Annotated in this window: 21 protein-coding genes and 3 tRNA genes; 10 read left to right on the forward strand and 14 right to left on the reverse strand. The window is 59.4% G+C overall.

Features of this window, described 5'->3' with window-relative positions; all coding sequences use genetic code 11:
- Nucleotides 1-15 precede the first annotated feature (15 nt).
- Genes QP884_RS03295 through QP884_RS03310 form a run of 4 tightly spaced genes read right to left on the reverse strand, consistent with a single transcriptional unit; the run spans nucleotide 16 to nucleotide 5119 of the window.
- Nucleotides 16-1638: an ABC transporter ATP-binding protein gene (locus tag QP884_RS03295; RefSeq protein ID WP_284820689.1), complete on the reverse strand. Its 1623-nt coding sequence runs from the start codon at nucleotides 1636-1638 to the stop codon at nucleotides 16-18.
- A complete protein-coding gene (locus QP884_RS03300) occupies nucleotides 1638-2450 on the reverse strand; it encodes an ABC transporter permease (RefSeq protein WP_284820691.1) in 813 nt (270 codons plus the stop codon). Before QP884_RS03300 ends, QP884_RS03295 begins: the two co-directional genes overlap by 1 nt.
- A complete protein-coding gene (locus tag QP884_RS03305; protein WP_284820693.1) occupies nucleotides 2447-3460 on the reverse strand; it encodes an ABC transporter permease in 1014 nt (337 codons plus the stop codon). Before QP884_RS03305 ends, QP884_RS03300 begins: the two co-directional genes overlap by 4 nt.
- Nucleotides 3461-3463: 3 nt before the next feature.
- Complete coding sequence (locus QP884_RS03310) at nucleotides 3464-5119, reverse strand: TIGR04028 family ABC transporter substrate-binding protein (protein ID WP_284820694.1); 1656 nt, start codon at nucleotides 5117-5119, stop codon at nucleotides 3464-3466.
- Nucleotides 5120-5321: 202 nt separating this feature from the next.
- Between QP884_RS03310 and QP884_RS03315 the strand changes: the two genes are divergently transcribed.
- The gene (locus QP884_RS03315; RefSeq protein WP_284820695.1) at nucleotides 5322-7190 is read left to right on the forward strand and encodes an FAD/NAD(P)-binding protein; all 1869 of its coding nucleotides are present in this window, start codon (nucleotides 5322-5324) and stop codon (nucleotides 7188-7190) included.
- 35 nt (nucleotides 7191-7225) lie between these two features.
- On the opposite strand, the gene QP884_RS03320 is transcribed toward QP884_RS03315, so the two are convergent.
- The gene (locus tag QP884_RS03320; RefSeq protein ID WP_049377243.1) at nucleotides 7226-8383 is read right to left on the reverse strand and encodes a cystathionine gamma-synthase; all 1158 of its coding nucleotides are present in this window, start codon (nucleotides 8381-8383) and stop codon (nucleotides 7226-7228) included.
- A gap of 144 nt (nucleotides 8384-8527) precedes the next feature.
- Here QP884_RS03320 and QP884_RS03325 point away from each other — a divergent pair, with 144 nt between their 5' ends.
- Both QP884_RS03325 and QP884_RS03330 read left to right on the forward strand, forming a co-directional pair.
- A complete protein-coding gene (locus QP884_RS03325) occupies nucleotides 8528-9538 on the forward strand; it encodes a mechanosensitive ion channel family protein (RefSeq protein ID WP_034668054.1) in 1011 nt (336 codons plus the stop codon).
- On the forward strand, nucleotides 9539-9922 hold the full coding sequence (locus tag QP884_RS03330; protein WP_284820698.1) for a globin: 384 nt from the start codon (nucleotides 9539-9541) through the stop codon (nucleotides 9920-9922).
- A gap of 110 nt (nucleotides 9923-10032) precedes the next feature.
- Here the strand turns inward: QP884_RS03330 and ald are convergent, their stop codons facing one another.
- From ald to QP884_RS03360, 6 genes are all read right to left on the reverse strand, one after another.
- Nucleotides 10033-11124 (reverse strand): alanine dehydrogenase, encoded by a 1092-nt coding sequence (gene ald / locus QP884_RS03335; RefSeq protein ID WP_284820700.1) that lies wholly within the window; start codon nucleotides 11122-11124, stop codon nucleotides 10033-10035.
- 276 nt (nucleotides 11125-11400) lie between these two features.
- A complete protein-coding gene (locus QP884_RS03340; protein ID WP_150851296.1) occupies nucleotides 11401-12039 on the reverse strand; it encodes a hypothetical protein in 639 nt (212 codons plus the stop codon).
- A gap of 42 nt (nucleotides 12040-12081) precedes the next feature.
- The gene (locus QP884_RS03345) at nucleotides 12082-12498 is read right to left on the reverse strand and encodes an acyl-CoA thioesterase (RefSeq protein WP_284820702.1); all 417 of its coding nucleotides are present in this window, start codon (nucleotides 12496-12498) and stop codon (nucleotides 12082-12084) included.
- A gap of 25 nt (nucleotides 12499-12523) precedes the next feature.
- Nucleotides 12524-14194, reverse strand: coding sequence for an energy-dependent translational throttle protein EttA (gene ettA / locus QP884_RS03350; RefSeq protein WP_204611117.1), 1671 nt, complete (start codon nucleotides 14192-14194; stop codon nucleotides 12524-12526).
- 119 nt (nucleotides 14195-14313) lie between these two features.
- Nucleotides 14314-14958, reverse strand: a complete 645-nt coding sequence (locus QP884_RS03355; protein WP_284820704.1) for a single-stranded DNA-binding protein — start codon at nucleotides 14956-14958, stop codon at nucleotides 14314-14316.
- 182 nt (nucleotides 14959-15140) lie between these two features.
- Nucleotides 15141-17192, reverse strand: a complete 2052-nt coding sequence (locus QP884_RS03360) for a cytochrome c oxidase assembly protein (RefSeq protein WP_284820706.1) — start codon at nucleotides 17190-17192, stop codon at nucleotides 15141-15143.
- A gap of 66 nt (nucleotides 17193-17258) precedes the next feature.
- On the opposite strand from QP884_RS03360, the gene QP884_RS03365 reads away from it, so the two are divergent.
- The 3 genes from QP884_RS03365 (at nucleotide 17259) to cmrA (ending at nucleotide 19654) form a co-directional block, all read left to right on the forward strand.
- Entirely contained in the window at nucleotides 17259-18176 is a 918-nt protein-coding gene (locus tag QP884_RS03365) for a LysR family transcriptional regulator (protein WP_284820708.1), read from the forward strand.
- A 39-nt stretch (nucleotides 18177-18215) separates the two neighbouring features.
- A tRNA-Arg gene (locus tag QP884_RS03370) sits at nucleotides 18216-18289 on the forward strand.
- Between the two features lie 564 nt (nucleotides 18290-18853).
- Nucleotides 18854-19654 carry a mycolate reductase gene (gene cmrA / locus QP884_RS03375; RefSeq protein WP_284820709.1) on the forward strand — a complete coding sequence of 267 codons (801 nt, stop codon included), beginning with the start codon at nucleotides 18854-18856 and terminating at the stop codon, nucleotides 19652-19654.
- On the opposite strand, the gene QP884_RS03380 is transcribed toward cmrA, so the two are convergent.
- Entirely contained in the window at nucleotides 19651-21198 is a 1548-nt protein-coding gene (locus QP884_RS03380; protein ID WP_284820710.1) for an alanine/glycine:cation symporter family protein, read from the reverse strand. The two genes, cmrA and QP884_RS03380, sit on opposite strands and share 4 nt — an antisense overlap.
- Before the next feature lie 211 nt (nucleotides 21199-21409).
- Between QP884_RS03380 and orn the strand changes: the two genes are divergently transcribed.
- Together orn and QP884_RS03390 are read left to right on the forward strand one after the other, a co-directional pair.
- The gene (orn, locus tag QP884_RS03385; protein ID WP_005327280.1) at nucleotides 21410-22057 is read left to right on the forward strand and encodes an oligoribonuclease; all 648 of its coding nucleotides are present in this window, start codon (nucleotides 21410-21412) and stop codon (nucleotides 22055-22057) included.
- A 49-nt stretch (nucleotides 22058-22106) separates the two neighbouring features.
- Nucleotides 22107-22182, forward strand: a tRNA-His gene (locus QP884_RS03390).
- A gap of 27 nt (nucleotides 22183-22209) precedes the next feature.
- Here QP884_RS03390 and QP884_RS03395 read toward each other — a convergent pair.
- Together QP884_RS03395 and QP884_RS03400 are read right to left on the reverse strand one after the other, a co-directional pair.
- Nucleotides 22210-23166 carry an MsnO8 family LLM class oxidoreductase gene (locus QP884_RS03395; RefSeq protein WP_284820711.1) on the reverse strand — a complete coding sequence of 319 codons (957 nt, stop codon included), beginning with the start codon at nucleotides 23164-23166 and terminating at the stop codon, nucleotides 22210-22212.
- A gap of 29 nt (nucleotides 23167-23195) precedes the next feature.
- Nucleotides 23196-24425 carry a L,D-transpeptidase gene (locus QP884_RS03400; RefSeq protein WP_284820712.1) on the reverse strand — a complete coding sequence of 410 codons (1230 nt, stop codon included), beginning with the start codon at nucleotides 24423-24425 and terminating at the stop codon, nucleotides 23196-23198.
- Nucleotides 24426-24637: 212 nt separating this feature from the next.
- Here QP884_RS03400 and QP884_RS03405 point away from each other — a divergent pair.
- Nucleotides 24638-24710, forward strand: a tRNA-Lys gene (locus tag QP884_RS03405).
- A gap of 414 nt (nucleotides 24711-25124) precedes the next feature.
- The gene (locus QP884_RS03410) at nucleotides 25125-25373 is read left to right on the forward strand and encodes a hypothetical protein (RefSeq protein WP_284820714.1); all 249 of its coding nucleotides are present in this window, start codon (nucleotides 25125-25127) and stop codon (nucleotides 25371-25373) included.
- Nucleotides 25374-25676: the final 303 nt, after the last annotated feature.

Here is a 25676-nt window from a genome sequence, read left to right on the forward strand (position 1 = left end):
CTTTCTGGGACGCGGTTATAGCCCCAAGTTTAGGTCTCCGGCACGATAGCGGGAGCCTGGGATGGCGTCAATTAGCTGGCGCGTGTACTCGGTTTCCGGATGCGCAAAGACCTGCGCGGTAGGTCCGGATTCCACTTGCGTGCCGTGGGAGAGCACGGAAACGGTATCGGAAATTTGGTTGACTACCGCCAGATCGTGGGAGATGAAGATGTAGGTAAGCTCCAGCTCGCGCTGCAGCTCGTCGAGCAGCCGCAGGATCTGTGCCTGCACGGTGACGTCGAGCGCGGACACGGCCTCATCAAGCACCACGAGATCGGGCTCAATGATCATGGCGCGGGCGATGGCCACGCGCTGGCGCTGACCACCGGAGAGTTCGCGGGGACGGCGGGAAGCCATGGAAGAATCCAAGGCCACCAAATCAAGAAATTCGCGTGCTTTGGCACGCGCATCCCGCTTGGAAGCGCCGGTGAAATTGCGCACCGGTTCGGCGATGGTATCGCCGATGCTCAAGCGCGGATCCAGCGAGCCAAAAGGATTCTGGTAAACCATCTGGATGGAACGGCGCAGCTCGCGACGGCGCTTGCCACGGGCGGAGCTAATGTCTTCCCCGCCCAAGCGAATGCTGCCAGAGGTGGGCGTGCTCAACAGGGAAATGGCGCGGCCGGTGGTGGTCTTACCGGAGCCGGACTCCCCCACCAATGCATGGGTGGTGCCGCGCGCCACGGAAAAGTTGATGTCTTCTACCGCGGTGAAATCCCCGAAGCGTTGGCTCAGCCCTTCCACCTCGAGCAGGGTTTCGCGTTGCGCGGGCGCGGCGGCCCGCACAGGAGAGGCGGCTTGGGAGGAAGTGGGGGCGGTGAGCGAGGGGGCGTCGGCAAGCAGGCGCTTGGAGTAGGCGTGCTGGGGGTCGGTGAGGACGCGGGCAGCAACGCCCGACTCGCGGACGGTGCCCTTTTCCATCACCACGATGTTATTGGCACGGTCGCCTGCCACGGCCAGATCATGGGTAATGAAAAGGATGCCCATGGTGAGCTCTTCGCGCATCTCATCCAGGAGGTCCAGGATGATCTTCTGCACGGTGACATCGAGCGCGGAGGTAGGCTCATCGGCGATGATGAGCTCCGGCTCCAATGCCACGGCCGCGGCAATGAGCACGCGCTGCTTCATGCCGCCGGATAGCTCATGCGGGTACTGGTGATAGCGACGCTGCGGATCATCAATGCCTACGCGCTCCAAAAGCTCCAGTGCACGCTTCTTCCGGGAGGCCTTATCGCCCTGCCCGTGGATGGCCATGCCCTCCTCCACCGAGGCACCGATGGTCTTGAGCGGGTTAAGCGAGTTATTGGGATCCTGCGGAATCAAACCAATGCGGCGACCGCGCAGCTCTCGCCATTGCTTTTGGGAATACTGGGTGACGTCGCGGCCGTCGAAAGTAATGGTGCCGGAGACAATCGAAGCATTGTCTGGCAGCAGGCCGATGGCGGCCATGGCGGAGGTGGACTTACCGGAACCGGACTCGCCCACGATGGCGGTCATCTCGCCAGGGTTTACCTCGAGCTCAATGCCGCTTACCGCTTCTACCTCACCGTGCGCGGTGCGGTAGGTAATGGATAAATCACTAATGCTAAGCAGGGACATTAGGCCGCCTTTCGCAGTGTCTGGCTGAGGTGGTTGGCCGCGAGAACCACGGCGACGATGACAATGCCCGGGGCGATGGTCAACCAGCCGGCCGTGGCGATGTAATCGCGCGATTCAGAGATGAGAAGACCCCATTCCGGGGTTGGGGGCGGTGCGCCATAGCCCAGGAAGCCTAGGGTGGCTAGCTGCAAAATGGCCAGGCCAAATTGCAGGGCTGCTACAGCGAAGACCGCGGTGAGTGAATTGGGAAGAATATGGCGCACGAGCACCTGGAAGGAAGAACCGCCGGAGCCATAGGCGGCCTCGACGAAATCGGAGCCGGCAACGCTAAGCACCTGGGAGCGTGCAAGGCGCGCAAAGGTGGCCACCGAGGTGATACCTACGGCGATGGCGGCATTGAAAATGCCGTGGCCCAGCACGATGATGACGGACAGGGAGAGCAAGAGGCCGGGGATGGACAGCAGCACGTCCACGATGCGCATGATGACGGCATCGACCCAGCCGCGGCGCACGCCGGCGATGATGCCCAAGATGGTGCCGACGATGAGGCCGAAAAGTACGGCCAGCAACGCGCCAAGTAGGGATTGGCGCGCGCCATAGACAACGCGGGTGTAGAGATCGCGGCCTACGGCATCGGTGCCGAACCAGTACTGGAAGCTGGGTTGCAGCAGCGCCGTGGTGTCCCCGCCCTGGTTAGGGTCCTGGGAGGTAAATAGTTGGGGGAACAGGGCGCAGAGCACCGCCAGGCCCAGCACAATCAGCGAGATGATGGTGCCCGGGGTGAGCTTCAGCTGTGTGGATTTAAGCTTCATGCTTGGACCTTCTTCTCGTTCGTTGCGGTGGTATCGGCGGTGGTGGCAGCGGTGGCGGAGCTAGATGCAGTCTCGTGCTCGCGCTCGCGCAGGCGCACGTCAAGCACTGGGTAGAGCAGGTCCACAATCAGATTGATAAGGACAAAGACGGCGGCGGCAAGCACCACAATGGCTAGCAACACCGAGGTATCACGGTTAGCCACCGCATCCACGGTGAGCGCACCGATGCCGTGGCGGGCGAAGACCGCTTCCGTCACCACGGAGCCGCCGACGAGCTCACCAAAGGTAAGGCCAGCCATGGTCAGCGCCGGCAGCAACGCGTTGCGCAAGACGTTGCGCCACAACAACCAGGCGTCGCTAGCACCCTTGGCGCGCACGACCTGCACGAAGGACATATCCATGACCTCATCGATGGAGCGCAGCAGCACCTGCGCCAGCGGCGCGGCCACGAAGATACCCAGGGTAATTACCGGCAGGATGAGGTTTTGGGCGTCGTTCGCGCCGATGACCGGCACCCAGCCCAAGCCAAAGGAGAATATCTGGATCAAAATGATGCCGATCCAAAAGGTGGGCAGGGAAACCATCACGGAAGGCAAGCTGCGGAAGAAACTGCGCAGCCAAGAAAAGGGGCCAAAGGTGGAGACAATAGCCACCACGAAAGCCAGGACCACGCCTACGAGGAAGGCAAAGACCGCCAGCGCCAGCGTGGAAGGAAGGGCATCTGCCAGCATCTCCGATACGGCGGTACCGGTGGCGACGGAAAAGCCGAAATCACCGGTGAGGAATCCGCCGAGCGCGCTGAAGTAGCGGCTCAGAATCGGCTCATCGGCACCATAAACCTCGCGGATGGCGGCCAGCTGCTCGGCGTTGAGCCCCAAGTTCGGGTTGTCATAGCGGGTCGCGACGGCGTCACCAGGCAGTGCCGCCAAGAGGATGAAAGAAAGGGTGAAGGTTGCCCAGATGACGAGCACGGCTTGGCCGATGCGCAGGGCAATAGTTTTCAGGCTCATGGTTTAGTCCTCCCCTTCTGTGGGGTTGATGTCTACCGCATAGAACGATGGGCGGCCGATGGCCTCGGTGCTAAAGCCCTCGATATAGGGCTGGAAACCATAGACCTGCGGCTCTTCAAACATGGGCAGGATATAGGCCTGTTCGGACAGGTAGTCCTGCATGCGGCCGGTCATGGCTAGGCGCTCCTTTTCACTGCTGAGATTGAAGTAATCCTCCACCAGTTTCTGCAGTTTCTCATCGCCAAAGCTATCGGTCTTCTCGTCGTAGTTGAGGAAAGAATTGCGCCCGGTGCCATCCAGCCACGTGGCCAAGGTGTCCACATTGGCACGGCCGGTCATGGTGTGGCGTACCTGCACGGTGTCTTGGTCCTTCATGGCCTTTTGCTGCGCGGAGCGGTCACCTGGGTTGAGGTTGGCCTCGATGCCGACGTTCTTCAACATCTCCTGGGCCTTGGTGAACATCTCTTTAGAGCGCGGCTGTGGGACGGCTTCATTGAAGGTCACGGACAGGCGCTTGCCGTCCTTTTCGCGAATGCCATCTTCACCTGGGCGCCAGCCGGCTTCATCGAGCAGGCGCTTAGATTCTTCTGGATCGAAGGCATAGTTCGCGGACTGATCTTTATAGCCAATGGCCGTCTTGGCCAGGATCGATGTGCCCTTGGGGTAGGAATCAGAAAAGAGGGTGTCCAGGATGTTATCGCGGTCAATGGCGTGGATGATGGCCTGGCGCACGCGCTTGTCTTCCAAGAGTGGATGGCGGAAGTGGAAGTGGAAGCTATTATTCACGCCACGGGTGGGCGCGGCGAAAATCTGCAGGTTTTGATCCTTCAGGTGCTTCTCATCGGGAGCTTCGATCTGGCGTGCGACATCGGACTGGCCGGCTACAAGCGAGCCCACACGCACGGAGTCTTCGGCCGCGAGCACGATATTGATGCCCTCAATATCGGCCGGGCCCTGGTGATCCTTACGGGCCGGAGGCGCCCAGTCATAATCCTCGCGCTTCTTGAGCACCAGTTTGGTGCCCAGCTCTTCTTCTTCAATGACGAAGGGGCCAGAACCGGAAATCGCGGTGGCGTTGCCCGGCGCGAAGCCGGTGTCATCCAAATCCAGGGTGGCATTAGAAAGCAGGCCCTGGTTCATCACGGAGGTGGACTGCGGGAAGCCTGGGGAAGGCTCGCTGAAGTAGAACTTCACCGTGTAGTCATCGATGACCTCGGACTTTTCATAGTTGGGCAGCTGCTCCGATGGAGTGAGCATACGGTCCTCATCGCCCAGGGCATAAAGGTCATAGTTCTTCTTCACGTTCGCGGCATCCAGGCGGGAGCCATCAGAGTAGGTCACGCCCTTGCGAATCTTGAAGGTGAACTCAGTATTGTCCTTGTTCGCCTTGGGCATCTCCTCCGCAATCCACGGGTGCAGCTCGAGGGTATCCGGGTCCTGCCAGAGCAGGCGGTCCGTGATGTTATTGAGCACACCACCGTTGGGGTAATAGCCGCCGGAGGGCGGATAGAGGTTGTTGAACATATTGGGCTCGACATAGGTGACCATGCCATCTTCCGCGGCATGGGAAGTAGAGGCGCACGAGGTAAGCGAGAGAGCTAGCGCGCCGCTGGCCAGGACCGCGGCCACGGGCCACAGGAGCCGAGAAAGTTGCTTCATAAAAGCTCGAGTTCCTTTAAGTCTTAAGTAGTACTCGCCCATTAGACCACACTCATACCCCCAATTACAAGACTGAACGGTCTACCGTATTACCTGCCAAAACGGCGACACAACAAGAACTCAGTAGACCATCTAGTCTATTTTATTCTAACTACCAGGTCCGATGATCCTGAAAGGGCCTGAATGTGGCACGATAGGAGGTATGTCTACTCCAGCAATCGCGATCGTCGGCATGGGCCCGCGCGGTATTTCCATCTTGGAACGCCTCTCCGCCCGCATGGACGATTCCAGCGACCCCATAACCGTCCACCTCATCGATGACGCCCAACATGGCGCCGGCCGCATCTGGGAAACGGATCAAACCAAGACCCTGTGCATGAATACTCGCGCCGGCGCGGTCACCCTCTTTACCGAGCCCGGCTCCACCGTGGATGCCCCGGTGCTCGAGGGCCCCATTCAGTACGAATGGATCCAGCTGCTGCGCGGCGATGGCGAGAATATCTCCGCCGCCAAGCGCGAGCTTTTTGAGCAGCATCCACCGGCCGCACATATTGCCCAGGACTACCGCGAAGAGCTCGCGGCTACCCGCCCCGAGTCCAACCCTTCGCGCGCACTGTACGGCGAGTACCTGCGCTGGGTCTATGACGTGGTCATTGCGCGCCTGCCCAAGAGCATTTCCACCGTGAATCACTTCAGCCGGTTGGAAACCATCGCCGAGGACGGTCACCAAGACGTCCTCCACCTGGCTGATGGCTCCGAGGTGCACGCCGATGCCACGGTACTGGCCTATGGCTGGATGATTCCGGAATACACCGAACAAGAAAAGCAGTTGGCCGCTTCCGGTTTGAACTGGATCGCCCCTAATAACCCGGTAGAGCAGGACTACGCCGCCATTCCGGGCGGCGAGGACGTGCTGGTGCGCGGTCTGGGCATGGGCTTTTATGACATCATGGCGCTGACCACCATCGAGCGCGGCGGCAAATTCGTAGAGGATCCTTCCGCGCGTTCCGGCCTGCGCTATGAGCCTTGTGGCAACGAGCCCAACTTCATCATTTCCTCCGGCCGCGGCTACCCCTACCACCCCAAGTCCGAATACGGCGAGCTGCCGCCGACCATGCCGCGCCGCCGCCTGCAGGAGGTCATTGCGGAGCTCAGCGGCACCCAGGACATCGACTTTGACGCCCAGGTCTGGCCCGCTATCGCGCGCGATAGCTACGAGGCATATATCACCACCTTGGAGCGCGTGCGCCCGGATTCCCTCCTGCGCCCACGCGCGGAAATCCTCGAGGTTATCGATGCCACCGCCCCTGATGAGCTGGGCGCGGCCATTGCACCCATGGTCACCGAACCATGGGACATGAACGATCTCATGTACCAGATTGCCGGGTTTACCGGGGACATCGCTGAGCTCACCGAGCACATTGCCCAGTCCATGGAAGGCGATATTCGGGAGGCCGCCGCCGGCCACGACTCCCCTATCAAGGCCGCGCTGTGGTCGCTTTCGCAATCGCGCAAGCCGGCCTCCATCCTCGGCGCAGAGGGCCGCTACACCCGCGAGTCCCGCATCGGCCGCTACGGCCAGGTCATGTCCTTTGGCCAGATGATCGGCTCCGGCCCGCCGCTCTTCCGCGTGCGCCAATTGCTCGCGCTTGTCGACGCCGGCCTGGCCCACTTCCTAGGCGATCACCCCACCGTGTCCATCGAGGCCGATCACTTCACCTTGACCTCCGGCCCGCGCTCGGCTTCGGCGCCCACGCTTGTTGACGCCTTTATGCACCGCCCCGATATCCGCACCGCCGGCGATGCCATGACGCGCTGCCTAGTGGATTCTGGCCGCGTGCGCCCCTTCCCCGATCACGGCCAGCCCACCGGTTCGCCGGAAACGGATGGGGCCACACGCCGCACCGTCCACCCAGACGGTGAGTTGGATGCACGCCTGCACATCGTGGGCATCCCCACCTATTCCCAGTGGCCGGACACCACCATTTCCCCCATGCCGGGCACGGACCCGCTCATGCTGCAGGAAACCGACAAGGCTGCCGGTTCCCTCCTTGCCGTGGTGCGCTCCTAGCCACCGCCTCTGCGCTATGGGCCCAGTGCCGCGGCCTATAGCGCGTCGAGGGCCTGCTCCAAGTCCGCGAGCAGGTCATCGATGTCTTCGATACCGATGGAGATGCGCACCAGATCCTCCGGCGGCACGAGCTCGGACCCTTCCGCGGATACGTGCGTCATATTCTTTGGATGCTCGATGAGCGATTCCACCCCGCCCAACGATTCTGCCAGGCAGATAAGCCGCGTATTGAGGCAGATCTGCTTGGCATGCTCCGCGCTGTGGAAGCGCACTGACATCATGCCGCCGAAGCCACGCATCTGCTGTGCCGCCAGTTCATGCCCCGGGTGTTCCTTGAGCCCCGGGTAGAGCACCTGTTTGACCTCGGGTCGGCCCTGCAGAAATTCTGCTACCTTTTGCGCATTGGCGCAGTGGCGGTCCATGCGCACCGACAGCGTCTTGATACCACGGGCGGTAAGGTAGGCGTCGAAAGGCGAGCTCACCGCACCCACATTGCCCTGGAAGTAGAGCAGGCGCTCGTCCACGTGGGCGTCATTAGTAACTACCGCGCCACCCAGCACATCGGAATGCCCGCCTAGGTACTTGGTGGTCGAATGCAGCACGTGGTCCGCTCCGAGTTCCAGTGGGTTCTGCAGGTAGGGCGTGGCAAAAGTATTGTCCACCAGTACCTGCGCGTTGCCCTTAATCTTGGCCACCGCGGCAATATCGGTGATGTTTAGCGCCGGATTAGTGGGGGTTTCCAGCCAGATGAGCTTGGTATTCTCCTGGACCGCGGCCGCCACCGCAGCGGTATCACTGGTGTTCACGATGGACATCTCCACGCCCCACTCGGTGAAATCATTGAGCAGGCGGTAGGAACCACCGTAGGCGTCATTGCCCAAAATGACGTGATCTCCTGGGCGCACCAGGATGCGGATCAAGGTATCGGCGGCGGCCATGCCGGAAGAAAACACGCGCGCATACTCCGCACCTTCCAGTGCCGCTAGGGTGCGCTCCAGCGAGCGCACGGTCGGATTGGCCACGCGGCCGTATTCGAATCCGCCGCGCAGCTGCGCCAAGCCGTCTTGCGCAAACGTGGTCGAGGCATAGATCGGCACGTTGATAGATCCCATGTGCGGGTCCGGGTGATAGCCGCCATGGATGGAACGGGACGTAAAGCCTTGAGCGAGGTTCTGCGTGCTGCGTTCAGTCATAGCACCACAGTCTAGACCAAGCTGTTCATTTCCAACCGAGAGATGGGTATTTATTTTCACACTCTCGCACACCCACGACTCATCGCACTTTCAGCCTCTGCCCTTACAATGGGCGCAGTTCATTTTGTCCTCGACTAAGAAAGAATGATGAATACGCAATTCTTAGCATCCGCCGCTTCCACCACGGACTCGGCTATCGAGTCCGTGTCCAGTTTTTGGAATGACGAGAAGGTGCAAAGCTGGCTTATCGAGCGCCCCATTCGCATCGCCATCATCCTTATCCTGGCCATAATCGTCCACTGGCTGCTCCACCGCATCATCAACAAGGTGGCTGACAACAGCATCAAATCCACTGGCCTGGATAAGCAGCGCTTCCGCGAGAAATTTAAGGGACGGTCCCACCACCCCGAGCTAAGCCAGCAAGAAGAGGCCATGCGCCAAACCCGCGAGACCCGGCGCGCCTCCCGCATCAAGACACTTGCCGGCGTAGCCCGTTCCGCCGCCGCCATCTTCGTCTGGGTGTGGGCCGTCATCGCCATCCTGGATGAGTTAGAGGTCAACGTAGCGCCGCTTATTGCCTCCGCCGGTGTCATCGGCGTTGCCCTCGGCTTTGGTGCACAGGCGCTGGTGAAGGACTTCCTTTCTGGCATCTTCATGCTCATTGAGGACCAGTACGGCATTGGTGACGTGGTTGATTTGGGCAATGGCGTCTTTGGCGATGTCGAGTCCATCTCCCTGCGCATCACCACGGTCCGCGATATCGATGGCGCCCTCTGGTACGTGCGCAACGGTGAGATTCTCCAGGTGGCCAACCACTCCGATGAGTACTCTGTTGCCCGCATCCAGGTTCCGGTAGGCCTTTCTAATGACCCAGAGGTGGCCGGCGAAATCATTGAGGACGCAGTGAAAGAAGCCGCACAGGACGAAAAGGTGCGCAAGCTCATCCTCAGCACACCCCGTGTGGACGGCATGTCTGGCTTTGAGCCGGATTATGTATCCTTCCGTGTCTCGACCAAGACCTTGCCGGGCAAGCAGTGGGACGTTCAGCGTTTCCTACAGTCCCGCGTGCTCAATGTCATGCACACTAAAGGTATTACCACCCCCTACCCGCACGGCATCGGCATTGCCGATCCCCGCAAGGAAGAAGAAGAGTAAATGGATTCTGTCTATGAGGCCATCGGCGGCATGGAGACCTTTGAGCGCCTCGTCCACGGCTTTTATTCCCAGGTCAAAGGGGACGATGTCATTGGCCCGATGTACCCCGATAACGACTGGGAAGGCGCCGAACAGCGCCTTACCTGGTTCTTGGCACAATACTGGGGCGGCCCGCAGCTATTTTCTGAAAACCGAGGGCACCCGCGCCTGCGCATGCGCCACGCCCCCTACCCCATCGATATCACCGCGCACGACCGGTGGCTAGAACTCATGGGCAACTCCCTCGCGGACATCGACGAGGACACCATTCCACCCGCCTACCGCGAGATGATTTGGGATCACATGCAGCGCGTGGCCGCCATGATGATTAACAAGGCCCCGTAACCACGCCAACCCCTTCAGCGCAGATAACTAGATAACTCAAGCCCGGGCCCCGTTTCTAGCGGGGGCGCCGGGCTTGTGGTGTATCTAGCGCTGACTACGCCGGGTGATGACTAGTCTTCCCAGTCAAAGGCCTTGCGCACAGGCTCGGAGACCAGACGGCCACCGCGAGTCATGACGCCGCCTTCCAGACCTGGGAAGCGCTTGATCGCGGCATCCAGGCTGTCGTTGGCCACCGCGCGGATGTACGGCAGGGTCGCAGAAGACAACGCGCGGGTGGAGGTATTGGCCACCGCACCCGGCATATTCGCCACGCAGTAGAACAGGGTGTCATGCACCTTGAAGGTGGGGTCATCGTGGGAGGTCTTCTTGGAGTTTTCGAAGCAACCGCCCTGGTCGATGGCTACGTCGACGAGCACCGCGCCCTTCTTCATCTTCTTTACGGTCTCCTCACGCACCAGCTTCGGTGCGGCGGCGCCTGGGATAAGTACGGCGCCGATGACGAGATCGGCTTCCTGCAGTTCCTTATCAATGGTGGCTGGATCGGAGATCAGGGTGCGCACGCCACCGGCATACTGGTCATCGAAGCGCTGCAGGACGTGCGGATCGAGGTCCAACACCGTCACCTCGGCGCGAAGGCCGTGGGCCATAGCTACAGCGGACGCGCCGACCTGGCCGCCGCCGATAACTACGACGCGTGCCGGCTGGGTGCCCGGAACACCGGAGACCAGCAGGCCGCGGCCGCCCTGGGTGGACAGCAGGTGATGGGTGCCTTCGATGGCAGCAAGGCGGCCAGCCACCTGGGACATCGGGGTGAGAAGCGGCAGGGTGCCGTGGCGGTCGGTGACCGTCTCATAGGCGATGGCGGTGGTATTGGCGTCGACAAGTGCCTCAGTCAGCGGACGATCCGCCGCGAGGTGCAGGTACGTGAAGACGGTGAGGTCTGGGCGCAGGTACTGGTACTCAGCCTCGAGCGGCTCCTTCACCTTCAGCAGCAGCTCTGCCTGTGCCCAGGTATCTTCCGCAGTGGCAACGATGCTGGCACCGGCAGCCTCGTACTCGGAGTCCGGGAAGGAAGCGCCTTCACCGGCACCAGTCTCAATGAGGACCTCATGACCATCCTGAACGAGGGTCTGTACGCCGCTCGGGGTAAGAGCCACGCGATTCTCGTTATTCATGATTTCTTTTGGCACAGCAATGCGCATTACATAGTCTCCTTGTGGGTGCAGGAAATTACATCGACCATGTAAGAGTAACGCAGGACACGTTTACGCGTGGCGCTCTGCTGACTAATTCACACTGCGGGGGTAGAACTACACCAAAGCCCCCGTTAAACATGCTGTTCACAGGGGTTGGGAGGCTACCACGCCAGGATCCCCCTACCCCTAATCCAGACTGCTTTTCGGGCAACCTCGCCCATTGTGGGGCGGTGGTACGCCGAGATTGTTGAACACCAGAGGGACGTGCCCCCGCGGCGAAAGCTAGAACAAGGACAAGCGGGTGGAACGGTAAATGCTGCCAAAGGGGGCGTCGAGTCGCACCCACCGACCCAACTGAGCCACCCGCAGGTGCCGCGGCACATCCATCGGAGCGGAAAATCCAGGAATAAGCCCCAGGTTGGTGCAGGCAAAGATCATGCGCATGGGGATTTCAACCGTGGTGCCATCGCCTTCCACCGTGACAACGGTTTGATTCAACAAGCTGGACGGCGGGCCCATGGGTCCAGAAAATTGCCGGGTGAGTTGTTGGCCTTTATCGGATAGATCGCGCACCACGGTAACTGGCAAAGTATCGACCACGCTGTAGCCAGTCGCCGGCGGCAAGGCTCCCGGCCAGGATGGATCGCGGGCCGGACCCAAATCTAACGTGCCGCTAGATTCATGTTCTTTGAGCTGCTCGGCGAGCGTGGCCGCGGAAACCACAGCCCCATCGCGGGACGCGACGCCTTGCACGCGGCGGGAGGCAACCACCTCGAAGGGAGTGGTGACAAAGACATCAACGACGTCGTCAGTCAGTTGGCGCAGCCGCACCGAAGCGCCCGCATCCAAGCCGACTGCGCGCGTGACAAGGGCCCGAAGGCCAGGTCCACCGCTTCCAATTTCTAGAGTCTCGGTGACCATGCCTTCGGGCCCTGCCTTTCTCATCTGTGCTCTGCTCCGCTGCTAGTTAGCAGCGGTATTGTGCAGAATATCCTTTTCCTGATCCGTCAATGGACGCGGGGTCTGCTGCTGACGGTCAATGACTACCTGCACGCACTCCACGGTTGCCGCGACCTCGCCCTGGGCGTTCTTCACCTGCTGAGTGGTGGTAAACGAGGTGGTACCAATCTGCGAAATGGTAGTTTCCACCTCCACCGTAGTGGTGTCCTTGAACTCCATCGGGCGCTGGAAGTCCACATCGAGGTGGCGCACGAACGCAATGAAGTCGAGGCCCTTGGAATAGATATGTTCCTTCGCAAAGGCCAGGCGCGCTTCCTGGGCGAGCTCGATGTAGTTTGCGTTCATCATGTGGCCGTACATATCAAAGTCCGACCAGCGGGTCTGAATACGGTACGTGTGCACGCTTGGGGTTGCCATCATTCTCCTCAGTTAAGGCGTCAGCTTCTTAGCGGGTCAGCTTGCGGTGGGTCACACGGGAAGGACGGGCTGCCTCTTCACCGAGGCGGTCGACCTTGTTCTTCTCGTAATCGCCGAAGTTACCCTCAAACCAGAACCACTGGCCTTCTTCCACGTTGCCCTCCCAGGCCAAGATGTGGGTACAGGTGCGGTCCAAGAACCAGCGGTCGTGGGAAATGACCACGGCGCAGCCCGGGAACTTCTCCAGCGCGTTTTCCAGCGAGCCCAGGGTTTCCACGTCCAAGTCGTTGGTCGGCTCGTCAAGGAGGATCAGGTTGCCGCCCTCCTTCAGGGTCAGCGCCAAGTTCAGGCGGTTGCGCTCACCACCGGAAAGCACCTTGGATGGCTTCTGCTGATCCGGGCCCTTGAAGCCGAACGCGGACAGGTAAGCACGCGACGGCATCTCGTTTTGACCAACGTGAATGTAATCTAGGCCGCCGGAGACAACCTCCCAGACGGTTGCCTCGGGGTCGATGTTTTCACGGTTCTGGTCCACGTAGGACAGCTTGACGGTATCGCCCACCTCGACGGAACCGGCATCCGGCTGCTCCAGGCCAACGATGGTCTTAAACAGGGTGGTCTTACCCACACCGTTCGGGCCGATAACGCCCACGATGCCGTTGCGCGGCAGGGTAAAGGAGAGGTCCTTAATCAGGACGCGGTCATCGAAGCCCTTCTGCAGGTCCTTTACTTCCACGACCTTATTGCCCAAGCGCGGCGGGGTAGGAATCTGGATCTCTTCGAAGTCGAGCTTCTTGTATTTCTCGGCCTCGGCAGCCATCTCCTCGTAGCGCTCCAGACGAGCCTTGTTCTTGGCCTGGCGGGCTTTTGCACCGGAGCGAACCCATTCCAGCTCGTCCTTCAGGCGCTTGCGCAGCTTCGCATCCTTCTTGCCAGCAACCTCCAAGCGCTCCTGCTTCTTATCCAGGTAGGTGGAGTAGTTGCCCTCGTACGGGTAGAGCTTGCCGCGGTCAACCTCACAGATCCAGCCCGCGACGTGGTCAAGGAAGTAGCGGTCGTGGGTCACGGCCAAGACAGCACCCGGGTAATCGGCCAAGTGCTTCTCCAGCCACTGCACGGACTCGGCGTCCAGGTGGTTCGTAGGCTCGTCGAGCAGCAGCAGGTCCGGCTCAGTGAGCAGGAGTTTAGCCAGCGCTACACGACGGCGCTCGCCACCAGAAAGGTTGGTCACTGGGGCATCGGAAGGCGGGCAACGCAAAGCTTCCATTGCCTGCTCGATCTTGGAATCAACCTCCCAAGCATCGGCGGCGTCCAGTTCCTCCTGCAGCTTGCCCATCTCTTCCATGAGCTCATCGCTGTAGTTGGTGGCCATTTCCTCGGCGATCTGCTCGAAGCGCTGCTTCTTTTCAAAGATATCGCCCAAGCCCTCTTCGACGTTGCCGCGCACGGTCTTCTCGTCATTGAGCGGCGGCTCCTGCTGCAGGATGCCCACGGTGGCACCCGGGTCCAGGAAAGCCTCGCCGTTGGAAGGCTGATCCAGGCCGGCCATAATCTTCAGAATGGAGGACTTACCGGCACCGTTAGGGCCGACCACACCAATCTTGGCACCTGGGTAGAACGCCATTGTTACATCGTCAAGGATGACTTTATCGCCAATTGCCTTGCGCACGTTTTTCATCGTGTAGATGAATTCGCCCACTTTTACCCCTTTGCAAAAATTTGGGAGACGTATTTATCTACACAAACACTACATCAGAACCACCGCCCAAGTGCCTCGGGTCAGGTACACCCGAGGCGATCAAGCCGGTGCGGAAACGCTTAGGCGTTTACTGGGGCGGATTCCGCCTCGGCAGCCTCCTCTTCCACCTCGGCGTCGTCGAAGGACTCTTCTTCCCCACCACGTGCGGCTGCGGCGCGCTCGGCTAGATAGCGGTCCGCCGCGGTATCGGCAGCGGTATCTCCCTGCCCCGCCTGCTGCGGCGGCAGGCTGTGGTCCACGTCCGGTTCGATGGCGTTGTCCCCCAGTTCTGGGACCGCAATATTTTCCTGGTTGTACTGCGGAGCGAGCCGCTTCGTACCGATAACGTGGCGGTTCAGATCCAGGCCCACATACTGTGCCTTAATGAACGTGCGGAAGTGATCGGTACCCTGGTCATCGCGCCATTGTTCGGTAACTAAGGATCCCACGATGACCAGTGGCATGCCTTTAGCCAAGGATTTGCGCACATTGATGGCGAATTGATTCCACATTTCGACGTCGATGTAGAGGTGGTCCACGTCGCGCCACTGCGGGGCCTTGGGGTTGTTGCCTTCCGGGTCATTAGCGCCGGCATCGACCTGACGGTCCGGAATTCGGCGGGAAGAGGCGACGCGCAGCTTAGCCTTATAGGCCCCAGTTGAGGTCTTGGTCAGGATGGGATCGCGAGTAAGGCGACCGGTCAAAGTAATTGGGTATTGGGACATGGTGCTAGAAAATCCTTTGCTGGATAGTTGGATAGGCGAGTTCGGTTTTCCTCGCTCGCTTCCATATCCTGATGCCGGCGCGCAAGCTGCACCATGCCGGCGACCCCTACCCTGTGAATAACTTGTTGTACCCGTCAACAAAACTCGGGTTTGGGGGTGATTTTTAACCGGTTATCCACAGGCTAGCGCCCGCGGAAGCTCGATTCATCGCCGTGGCCCATATCCTGGAGCATCGCGTTATAGCGTTCCAATTCGGCATCATCGTCCGCATCCGCCTGCATATCGTGGCGGCGAGCCGTAGCGCGATCATCGCTGAGCCAATCCAGGAAGAGTTTGCCAAAGACGATAACCAGCGGGAACTGGCCAAAGCCCCACGCGATGCCGCCGCCCACGCGTTGATCTTGGAGCAGATCCTGATCCCAGGGCAGTTCCAAATACTGGTAGAAGTCTGCACCCAGCACACTTTGCAGCTGCATCAGGTACACGCCGGCAAAGAGATGGAAAGGCATGGAAAGGAACAGCACAGCCAACCGGAACGGGGTGGAGTGCCGCTTGGGCAGCGGATCCGGCCCGATGATTTCCCAGAAATAGAAGCAGCCGGAGATGATGAACGTGAAGTTCATAATGAGATGACCTGCGTGTTCCGAGATAGCGAATTGATACAGGCTCGGGAACAAGTACAGCACATAGAGGAAAAATAGGTACTGCACGAGGTTGACAAACGGATTGGTAATAAAAGCGACGATCTTGGACTGAGTGGCCGCCAGAGCATAGTCGTGCAGGCTGGGCTTCCCCTTCGGTCCTGCCTCAAAGGCCTCCATGAGCAGGGTCAGTGGCGCACCCAGAACGAGCAGGAGCGGGACCGCCATCGACAAAATCATGTGCACCAACATGTGCATGGAGTACATCGCCGGCATGTACAGGCCTAGGCCGGTAGACATCACAAGGGTCAGGCCCAGCGCACCGCACATAAACCATGCGGTGCGCCCCTTGCTCCAGGTCAGGCCGCGCTTGTGTACGCGGTAAACGCAGTAGCCATAGGCCGCAGCTAAAAGCAGGCCAATGGTGCCAAACATGATGTCGAAGCGGAACATGGTCCACACGTTGAGCACCGTGGGCTTTTCAAAAAGCTCATAGCCCATCAGAATCTGCATCGAGTTGAGGTTGGGATCCCGCGGTGCGGGCGGCACAGTGCGACCCAGCGTGATGGCTACGCCAATGGTGGCGGCCATGACCGCTACTTCCACGATGGCGATGCGAATGAAAAGGCGCGGGTTCTTGCCCAGTTGCGGGATGGTGAGCTCGCGGTGAGCGAGGCCGAAAATGCCCAGCAAAATCGTCAGCACGAATTTAGTGATCAGAATGATTCCGTACGCGGAATCCACCAGATCGGAGATATTCATGCGGATGAGCGTGTTAATCAAGCCCGAGACAGCAAGCACCACAATGGCCATAAAGGCGATACCGGAATAGCGCTTCACCGCAAAGGCAAGGTTGGGGCCAAGGCGCCGACCATGGGCGATAAGCGCCATAAGCCCGCCTACCCAAAGCATGACAAAGACCAAGTGCCACAGGAGCGAATTGGTGCCGTAATCATGGTCGCCGCCTGCCGCGGAATGGCCTTCCATGCCAATGGGTACGACCTGCATTATGGACAAGAAAAGCAGGACCGGCTGCATGGACCAGCCGCGTCCCACGAGACCTAGAACGCCCACTACTAGAGCGATAAGCACGGAGATTGCCCACACAATGGTGGTGGAAATTTCCGTCAGCGCCATTTTCATGATGGAAGGCTCGAATACCTGGGAGAAGGGCGCGCCGGTGAGGTCGGACATAATGAGCGGGATTTCCACTAGCCCCACGGCCGCCATACCAAAGGAGGCCCAGGTGCCGGTGCGGGCGGCGATGTGGCCGTCGACGGACAAGGGGGCATCGATAAGCGCGGCATTGTCCCCACGTGGAGCGATGAGGAACGACGAGGCTAAGAATGAGCCCACGGACAAAGCCATGAGAATCCACGCCACGCCTCGAAAGAGCGGCAGGCCAAAGGTGGTGATGCGGCCGGGGTCCGGAATGCCCAGGGCCGCCAGGGAATCGGCCAGGAGGAACAGGGAAATAAAACCGGCAAGCAGGCCGGCAATAAGCATCGCTGCGATATAAATTCCCCAGGAAGAGCGGGGCTTCTTACCCGCCGCGTTCACACTATTAACCTGCTCATTTGCCATAGTGCGCATTGTATAGCGCCACCTAGTTTCTCACCTAACACACATTTTGTCTTTACATGTGTCATTATGGAGCTTATGGACACCCGTCAACTTCTTTATTTTCGCGCCGTTGTAGACAATGGCTCCTTCACGCACGCTGCCGAATCCCTCGATATGACCCAGCCATCTCTGAGCCTTTCCATCCGGAAGCTAGAAAAGGAGCTCAACGCCCAGCTGCTCTCGCGCGGTCGCTCCGGTGTCTCCACCACTGAGGCTGGCGATTATGTCTACGAAACGGCCGTCAAGGTTGATGCCCTGCTGAGCGAAACCCAGCGCCATATCAGCGAAATCACCGGCGACAAGGCAAGCACCGTGTCGCTAGCCTCCGGCGCCATCTTGAACTGGGAATTTACCCCTTCCGCCCTGGCCGAGCTCAAGCGGATTTACCCCACCGCCAATATCTCGCTGGACGACGCCGAACCGGCCACCGCTATCAAGCACCTGCTGGATGGCCAGGTGGACCTAGCGCTCTTGCCGACGTCCGATCCGAAGGCCTTCATTCGCCGCTACTCCCCCGAGCTCACCGTCCACCAGGTGGCCACGTTCGATTACTCCGTCGCCCTTCCCCAGCGCCTCGCCGAGTTGGAATCCCCCGTCTCCCTCGCCGAGCTGAAGAAGGAAACTTGGCTTGTCCCACCGCGCAGCCGCGAACTTCCGGAACTGGCCGAGTTCTACCACGACCTGTGGAATAGCCGCCCGGGCCTCAAGCCGGAAAAGACCCAGGAGGTCGCCAGCCTCAATAGCGCAATTCCCATGGTCTCCAGCGGACTGGGTGTTAGCATCGTGCCCAATTGCGCACCTACTGTGCAGCCGCACGGCATCATCACCCGCCCCATTGCTGATGACCTGCCGCGCTACTACGCCATCGTGGCCTACCGCACGGATCGCGAGCTGACCGCAGCTGCCCAAGACTTGGTGGACATCCTGCGCTCGCCGCAGCGCACCCTGGCTTAGGTTTCCTCGCCCTCGTGGGCTACTATGAGTGCGTTGTAAGCCCCCATAGCTCAGTGGATTAGAGCAGTGGGTTTCTACCCCATGTGTCGCGGGTTCGAATCCTGCTGGGGGCACCGTGTCATGAGTCGCGACATGTTTGACAGATGAGTCGGGACATCGTTGACAAACCGGCATTCCAGTTGCTTTTTGTTCTGGGGTGCCGGTTTCTTCGATCGGGCGCGAACTGCCAGGACAAACTGTTCCAAGCAGCAGTACCAAGACGCCGTAAGAACACCTACGCCTGACGGGCGGAGCCCTTTCCCTCTTGGGCTCTAGAAGGTGCCTTAGGCCCTGAATGACCGCACTTTATTTCGACGCCACTGGATTGCGGCCTTGATGGCGTAGGGCTTTGACAATGGCCATATTGCGGTTAGGACTGTTCATAGTGTCAAACATGTCCCGACTCACCAGTCAAGCATCACCCGACACGGTAAGGTAGCCCTAAGCGTCAAATATGTAGCGGCTGATCTGTCAAGCATCACGACGGTTCCCTCAGGCACAGACTGTCAAATATGTCATGAACTCAGACACTGCTGGGGGCACCGCGCGAAAGCCTTGAGGCGCCGAGTTTCTCGCCGCTTCAAGGCTTTTTGTTTACGCTAGGACTCACCATGCCCCCACTCCGGAAAGGCTTAACCATGTCACTTCCCGCCCCTTCCCGCACGTCCTATGCCCTCGTTACAGGCGCCAGCCAAGGCATTGGCAAGGCAATGGCGCAGGATTTCGCAGCACTGGGATATAACGTCATCCTTGTGGCCCGCCGCCGCGAGGTCCTGGAGTCCATCGCCGCCGATCTCGAGCAGCGCCATAATATCGAGGCCATTGCCCTGCCGGCGGACCTAGCGGTAGCTGACGACGTCGCCCGAGTGGCCGAGACCATCGCCACCCGCGAGGTGTCTATTTTGGTCAATTCCGCCGGCATCGCCAGCTTCGGCCCCTTCATGGACCAAGACTGGTCGTACGAGACGACGCAGTTCGAGCTCAACGGAACTGCCGTCCACCACCTCACGCGAGCCGCCTTGGAGCAAATGCTGCCTCGCCGCAGCGGCGCTATCTGTAATGTCGGCTCTGCCGCGGGCAATATCCCCATCCCTAATAACGCCACCTACGTTTTCACCAAGGCGGGCGTCAATGCGTTTACGGAGGCCCTACACTACGAGCTGAAGGGCTCCGGTGTCTCGTGCACCCTGCTCGCCCCCGGCCCCGTGCGTGAGGCCACCATCGCAGAGGAAGACCAGTCGATCGTGGACAAGGTGGTACCGGACTTTTTGTGGACCACCTACGAGTCCTGCTCCCAAGAAACCATCGAGGCCATGCGCCGCAATCAGCGCCGCGTGGTGCCCGGCCCGCTATCTAAGGCGATGAATACCCTCAGCCAGGTGCTGCCCACCCCGGTGATTGCACCGCTGGTAGGCAGCTTCTACGCCAAGATGGGCTAGGCCCCGGCGCCTTCTAAGTCCTTGTCTTTGTTTTTGAGCACGCTGCCCTCGCCGCGTGCTCGTTTGCGCTCCACCCAGAAGTCCGCATTCTTAATGCCCAAAGCTTCTGGGTCGAACTGCGGATCCTTGCCGGCCTTCTTCTGCTTTTCATAGTCCTTGAGTGCCTTGATGGCAGGGACCTGCAGGAAGAGGATGGCGATGATATTGAGCCATGCCGTCGTGCCGACGCCGATATCGCCCAGCGCCCACGCCGCACCCGGAGTGGTGGTGGCGCCAACCACGACAGAAACAATAATCAGCGCGCGCAGGACCCAAATCAGACCACGGCGGGCCGTGCGGGAGCGGACCCAGCGGTTGAAGTAAGTCAGGTTAACTTCAGACATGTAGTAGTACGCCAGGACTGTCGTAAAGGCGAAGAAGGCAATGGAGACGGCAATGAAGGTTGGGCCCCAGCCGGCGAAGACGCTATCGAGTCCGGACTGCACGTAGCCAGGGCCGACCTCGACGCCATCAGGAAGCGAGCCGTTGTAGACCACTTCGCCGTCCTCGGAGCTGCCGCGGAAGACGGTGTACATGTCCGTAGAAATAATCATGAACGCGGTAGCCGAGCAGACGAAGAGCGTATCGACATACACCGCGAAGGACTGCACGAAGCCCTGTTTAGCAGGGTGAGAGACCTCGGCGGCTGCAGCGGACTGCGGGCCGGTACCCTGGCCGGCCTCATTGGAGTAGATGCCGCGCTTAACACCCCACATGATGGCCGCGCCCAGCATGCCGGAGAATCCGGCTTCCATATTGAATGCGGACCTGAAGATGAGCCCGAAGACCTCCGGAATCTGCGAGAAATTCATGCACATGACCACCACGGAAATCACGATATAAATGACCGCCATGAATGGCACGACAATGGTGGCGAAGGTCGCAATGCGCTTCACGCCGCCAATAATGATGATGGCCAGAATGCCCGCCAAGACGACGGCTGCCCAGGTGGAGTTGATGCCCCAGGCGGTATCGGCCGCGGCGGCCACCGCATTGGCCTGGATGGCAGGCAAGAAGTAGCTGGTAGCCAAGATCATGGCGACGGCAAACACGATGCCATAGACCACCATGAAAGGCGCCGCCTTAGTGTGCTTGTAGGCCTTTTCGATGTAATACGCGGGCCCGCCGCGGTACTCACCGGTGTCCTGGTCCTTCTCCTTGTAAATCTGCGCCAACGTACTTTCGATGAACGAGGTGGACGAGCCCAAAAGCGCCACTGCCCACATCCAGAACACGGCGCCCGGCCCACCGAAGGCGATGGCTGTGGCCACGCCGGCGATATTGCCCACGCCCACGCGGCCGGAGAGCGAGACCATCAAGGATTGGAAGGAAGACACGCCATCTGCGGACTTTTCTCCGTTAACGATCTGCTTGAGCATGTCCGGGATGCAGCGCACCTGCAGGCCGCGTGTCACCACGGTGAAATAAATACCCGCGCCGAGGCATAAAAACACCAAGACGGGGGACCAAATTACGGTATTGAGGGCATCGAGGAAGTTTGCCATCTGGTCTCTCCTAAGTCTGTCGCACCTCCCGAATGAAGAGCGATTAACCAGAGTATGCCCTAACTCACATCTTCGAGTGAGGCAAATCACTGGTTAATTTTATGCAGCACAGCGCCACATTTTCCAAAAGGTTGCGTTGTCCAGCAGTAATCACCCTTCCAGGGCAGCCCGTCTCGTACCCCATACAGGGGTAAAAGCACGCGGGCGTAGAATGGGCCGCATGCCACATTCCGAGATAGCCGCAAAACACGACCGCCTCGTCTGGATCGATTTGGAGATGACGGGCCTCGACCCCGAGCGCCACGTCATCGTTGAGGTCGCTGCCGTCATCACCGATGGCAACCTCAACATCCTGGGCGAAGGCATCGACCTCGTCGTCCACGCCACCGAGGATGAGCTGGCACAGATGGATTCCTTTGTTACACAGATGCACGCTAAGTCCGGGCTGGATAAGGAAATCCGCGAGTCCACCACCTCCATTGGAGAAGCCGAGGATGCCGTACTCGCGCTCATCAATGAGCATTGCGATCCGGAGCACCCCGCTCCCCTGGCCGGCAATTCCATCGCCACGGATCGCACCTTCATCCGCACTTATATGCCGCGGCTCGATAGCGCCCTGCACTACCGCATGATCGACGTCTCCACCATCAAGGAGCTTGCCCGCCGGTGGCACCCGCGCGCTTACTTCAACCAGCCCGATAAGGGCATGGCCCACCGCGCACTACAGGACATCATCGAATCCATCCGCGAGTTGGACTTCTACCGCCGCAGCGTCTTCCGCACCGACGAGGGCCCCACCTCCCCCGAGGCGGAGGAGATCAAGGCCGAAACCACCGCAGATTACCAGGCGTTTTTGTAATTTAGACGGCGTGAGTTAACCTATATCTCGTTGCTTTCACGCAGCGATGGTGGCTGTAGTTCAGCTGGTAGAGCACCAGGTTGTGATCCTGGGTGTCGCGGGTTCGAGTCCCGTCAGCCACCCCAAGTGCCCGAGCTTTGCGCTCGGGCTTTTTAGTTTTCCACCTGCAGGCTCGCCAGCAGCTCCTCCGAGCGCGCCCGACCGGCCACATCTGGCATATCTCCGGTCACCACAAACTCGCTTACGCCCAGCCGCTTGCCGACGCCCCTTAGTTCCTCCCCCACTTCCTTCACCGTTCCCCACACGTCATGGGCGAGCGCTTCCTCAATGCGCCGGCGCTGCTGCCCCGTCAGCGCATCCATGTCCAGCTCTCCTGCAGGCCGCAGGGCCGCGAACTCGCCGGTGGATTGCGCAAGCACCTTGGCATAGGCCTCCGGTAGCAACAGATCACGGGCGGCCGCAGTCGTATCGGCAACGGCGATATTGAGCGAGGAGATGATAGGCGGGGCGTCGGCAAGCGCATGCTCCCGATACACCCGCGCGGCCGCCTCCTGCGTGGCCACCGGACCACCCAAGATGACGCCGAGCCCCATCTTGGCCGCAACCATGGCCGAGCGAAAGCCCGCCAACACGTAAATAGGCGTGCCCGCATACTCCGGCCGCACCGTCACCGCTTCCTCGCCGCGCAGGTAGCGCAACAGTGTTGCCAGCTCCTCCTCAAAGCGCTGCTTTACCTCGGCCGGGTCGGCCTGGCGCAGCGCCCGGCGCACCGGGCCAGTAAAGCCGACTGAGGAACCAATTCCAATATCGATGCGCCCGGGATACAGCGCCTCGAGGAGGTTTATCTGCTCGGCCACCAGAAACGGCGGATGGTTTAACAGCATGATGCCGGCCGTGCCTACCCGAATGCGCTGCGTGTGCGCCGCCACGTGGGCCGCCAACATCCCCGGCTGCCCCGCCGGAATTACTGGCACGCCGTGGTGCTCGGCCACGAGAAATCGCCGGAAACCAAGCCTCTCCACGTGCCGCGCGTGCTCAGCCACCTGGTCCAGCGGGCCGGCCGCCCCGCGGTCTAAAACAGAAAAGCGCATGGCCACCACTGTAGCCATGCGCTCATCGCCTGCGCCGCGATTAGGCGCTACTGATTGGCATCCGCGTTGCCCTTGGACCACTCGTCCCAGGACATATTCCAGTCACCCAGGCCGTCCATCGCATTAAGCGTTTCACCGTAGGTATTGAACACGCGCACCACGTCGCCACGCTTCATCGTCTCCTGGAACCACTGGGCAGCCTCCGGCGTCACGTTAATGCAGCCATGGGAAGTATTGGTATTGCCCTGCGCCCACACGGACCACGGAGCGGAGTGGACATAGATGCCGGAATAGGACATCTGGGTAGCCCAGTCCACCATTGTGCGGTAGCCGCCCGCGGAGTGGGAAAGGCCGAAGGTCTCGGAGTCCATCAGCAGCTGCGGGTGCTCATCGCCGATGATGTAGCGCCCGTTTGGCGTATCGTACTGATAATCGCGACCCAGCGAGACCGGGATGGCGCGCAAGAACTTCTTATTCTTAAAGACCTTCATGGTCTTGGTGGCGTTATCGATAATCGCCACGGTGCGGTCACCGATGGTGAAATTGGTCTTGGCGTTCTCGCCGCCATAGATTCCGCCGCCTAGGGCCTTGCCGTACTGGTCCACCTTCACCTCAACCTTGGTGCCTGGCTCCCAATACTCCTTTGGACGCCAGCGCACCTCCTGGTTATTGACCCAGTAAAAAGCGCCCTTGACCTCAGGGTTAGTGGTCACAGTAATGGTCTTCTCGGTCGCCTTGCGGTCCGTAATCGGCACACCAAAGTTCACACCAATAACCTGGCCTACGCCCACCTCAGAGTCCGGGATCGGAGTAAGCGAGACTTCGGCTACGCCCGCTGCTTGCGGGGTGGAAAAGCTTAGGTTCTTCTTGTTGCCATCCACATCGGAGGCGACGATGGAATAGGTGTGGTTATAGCCCAAGTCCTCCGCCGTAGACCACGTCTTGGCGTCCTTGGAGAGCTTTTCTTTGACTTCCACGCCCACTTCATTGGTCATGGTGACGCTCTTGAGCTTGCCGTTGGTCTCCACCGTTACCGGCTTCGACGGGTCTACGTCCTGCGCCCCGTCCTTTACGGAAACCTTCAGGCCGTCCTTTTTCTTTTCGGACTCTTTGCCTCCATCCTTCGCGCCGCTCGCGCTCGCGGCGACGGTGGATTCTTGGTCAGCGGTTTGATCCTCGGCAGAGGAATCAGAGGAGCAGGAGGCGGCGGCTAGGGAAATGCACGCAACGCCCGCGGCCGCGATGAGGCGGCGCGCAATAGGGAGGGAATGTTTCACTGAGTTGCCCTTAGACACGTATTTGCTGCTTTCAAAGACCAATTTAGATTAGCGTCTCGCTCCAGCAATTACCAGAAGCCACTTCAGGCATTAACCAATTCGTTATACACTCCTAAAAACATGCGATGACCAGGCGATTTTACACTTTTCAAGAATGGCTGCTAGAGTATCTACTCGTTGCACAGAGAGCCACACGGCAGGAAGTCAACAATGCGCCATTAGCTCAATTGGCAGAGCAACTGACTCTTAATCAGTGGGTTCGGGGTTCGATTCCCTGATGGCGCACTGACGCCCGTCTAAACTGACACTTTCAGTTTAGACGGGCATTTTCACTTTTTCGCCTAGGCACCAAGCAAGGAGCTAAGTACCAAGGAGGTGCGGACGAAATCTTGAAGGTTTTCTGCATGTCTAACATTCGATACTCGAATGCGTAACGACTTAAGGCGTCGGAAGTATTCGAAGAGAAAGAGCTGGCAGAAATAAAAAGACGACAGCATCGAGCCAACCAATCTCAGTAACAGACTCAAGACGATTGTGGTCGATGCGTTACGGTCTGCTTTTCCTATTCCACTGCTGCTTGACCCCGTCGGGCTATCGTCTTCTAGTTTCTATTATCAGTTCAAATCTTTGAAGAGTTCTTCAAAGTATGCGGCGCCGACCGAGAAAATTACCAAATCGTAAAAGACTCCGGATTCAGCTATGGCTATCGTCGTGTATGAAAATCAATTGAAACAATCGGGAATCAAGGTCAACGAGAAAGTGGTGCGCCGAATCATTTCGGCCGAAGGGCAAACGGTGCGCTATGTTAAGAAAAAGCCTCGTTATTCGTCGTATCGCTGGGAGATTTCAGGTGCCCCACCAAAATTGGTGAAACGGAATTTTCATGCTGACAAGCCTGGGCTGCTGTGGTTGACGGATATTTCAAAGTTTCCTGCTGAATACGGGTAAATTTACTTCTCAGCGTTGGTGGATTGTTTCGACGGAAAGGATCGTGGGAGCAGCAACGAGTTGTCATCTCAGTCAGTAGATTGCAGACGACTGCTTAGCACAGGCGATTGAAAATGATGCGCCTGCTGATCCGACAAGATTAGTGATCCATTCCGATCGGGGTCGCCACTATCGAGGTAATAGTTGGATCCAAGCCTCCCAAGACATTGGTCTTGTTCGGTTAATATCGAAGAAAAGATACTCACCCGACAATTCGACGTGCGAGGGATTGTTTAGCCGAATGAAAACGAGATGTTCTATGGG

The organism is Corynebacterium tuberculostearicum, assembly GCF_030229345.1.
Taxonomy (GTDB): Bacteria; Actinomycetota; Actinomycetes; order Mycobacteriales; family Mycobacteriaceae; genus Corynebacterium; species Corynebacterium tuberculostearicum_G.

Coding starts and splice junctions, on each gene's coding strand:
- QP884_RS03295 (WP_284820689.1), bottom strand. CDS start 1,638: ATGTCCCTGCTTAGCATTAGTGATTTATCCATTACCTACCGCACCGCG.
- QP884_RS03300 (WP_284820691.1), bottom strand. CDS start 2,450: ATGAAGCTTAAATCCACACAGCTGAAGCTCACCCCGGGCACCATCATC.
- QP884_RS03305 (WP_284820693.1), bottom strand. CDS start 3,460: ATGAGCCTGAAAACTATTGCCCTGCGCATCGGCCAAGCCGTGCTCGTC.
- QP884_RS03310 (WP_284820694.1), bottom strand. CDS start 5,119: ATGAAGCAACTTTCTCGGCTCCTGTGGCCCGTGGCCGCGGTCCTGGCC.
- QP884_RS03315 (WP_284820695.1), top strand. CDS start 5,322: ATGTCTACTCCAGCAATCGCGATCGTCGGCATGGGCCCGCGCGGTATT.
- QP884_RS03320 (WP_049377243.1), bottom strand. CDS start 8,383: ATGACTGAACGCAGCACGCAGAACCTCGCTCAAGGCTTTACGTCCCGT.
- QP884_RS03325 (WP_034668054.1), top strand. CDS start 8,528: ATGATGAATACGCAATTCTTAGCATCCGCCGCTTCCACCACGGACTCG.
- QP884_RS03330 (WP_284820698.1), top strand. CDS start 9,539: ATGGATTCTGTCTATGAGGCCATCGGCGGCATGGAGACCTTTGAGCGC.
- ald (WP_284820700.1), bottom strand. CDS start 11,124: ATGCGCATTGCTGTGCCAAAAGAAATCATGAATAACGAGAATCGCGTG.
- QP884_RS03340 (WP_150851296.1), bottom strand. CDS start 12,039: ATGGTCACCGAGACTCTAGAAATTGGAAGCGGTGGACCTGGCCTTCGG.
- QP884_RS03345 (WP_284820702.1), bottom strand. CDS start 12,498: ATGATGGCAACCCCAAGCGTGCACACGTACCGTATTCAGACCCGCTGG.
- QP884_RS03355 (WP_284820704.1), bottom strand. CDS start 14,958: ATGTCCCAATACCCAATTACTTTGACCGGTCGCCTTACTCGCGATCCC.
- QP884_RS03360 (WP_284820706.1), bottom strand. CDS start 17,192: ATGCGCACTATGGCAAATGAGCAGGTTAATAGTGTGAACGCGGCGGGT.
- QP884_RS03365 (WP_284820708.1), top strand. CDS start 17,259: ATGGACACCCGTCAACTTCTTTATTTTCGCGCCGTTGTAGACAATGGC.
- cmrA (WP_284820709.1), top strand. CDS start 18,854: ATGTCACTTCCCGCCCCTTCCCGCACGTCCTATGCCCTCGTTACAGGC.
- QP884_RS03380 (WP_284820710.1), bottom strand. CDS start 21,198: ATGGCAAACTTCCTCGATGCCCTCAATACCGTAATTTGGTCCCCCGTC.
- orn (WP_005327280.1), top strand. CDS start 21,410: ATGGGCCGCATGCCACATTCCGAGATAGCCGCAAAACACGACCGCCTC.
- QP884_RS03395 (WP_284820711.1), bottom strand. CDS start 23,166: ATGGCTACAGTGGTGGCCATGCGCTTTTCTGTTTTAGACCGCGGGGCG.
- QP884_RS03410 (WP_284820714.1), top strand. CDS start 25,125: ATGGCTATCGTCGTGTATGAAAATCAATTGAAACAATCGGGAATCAAG.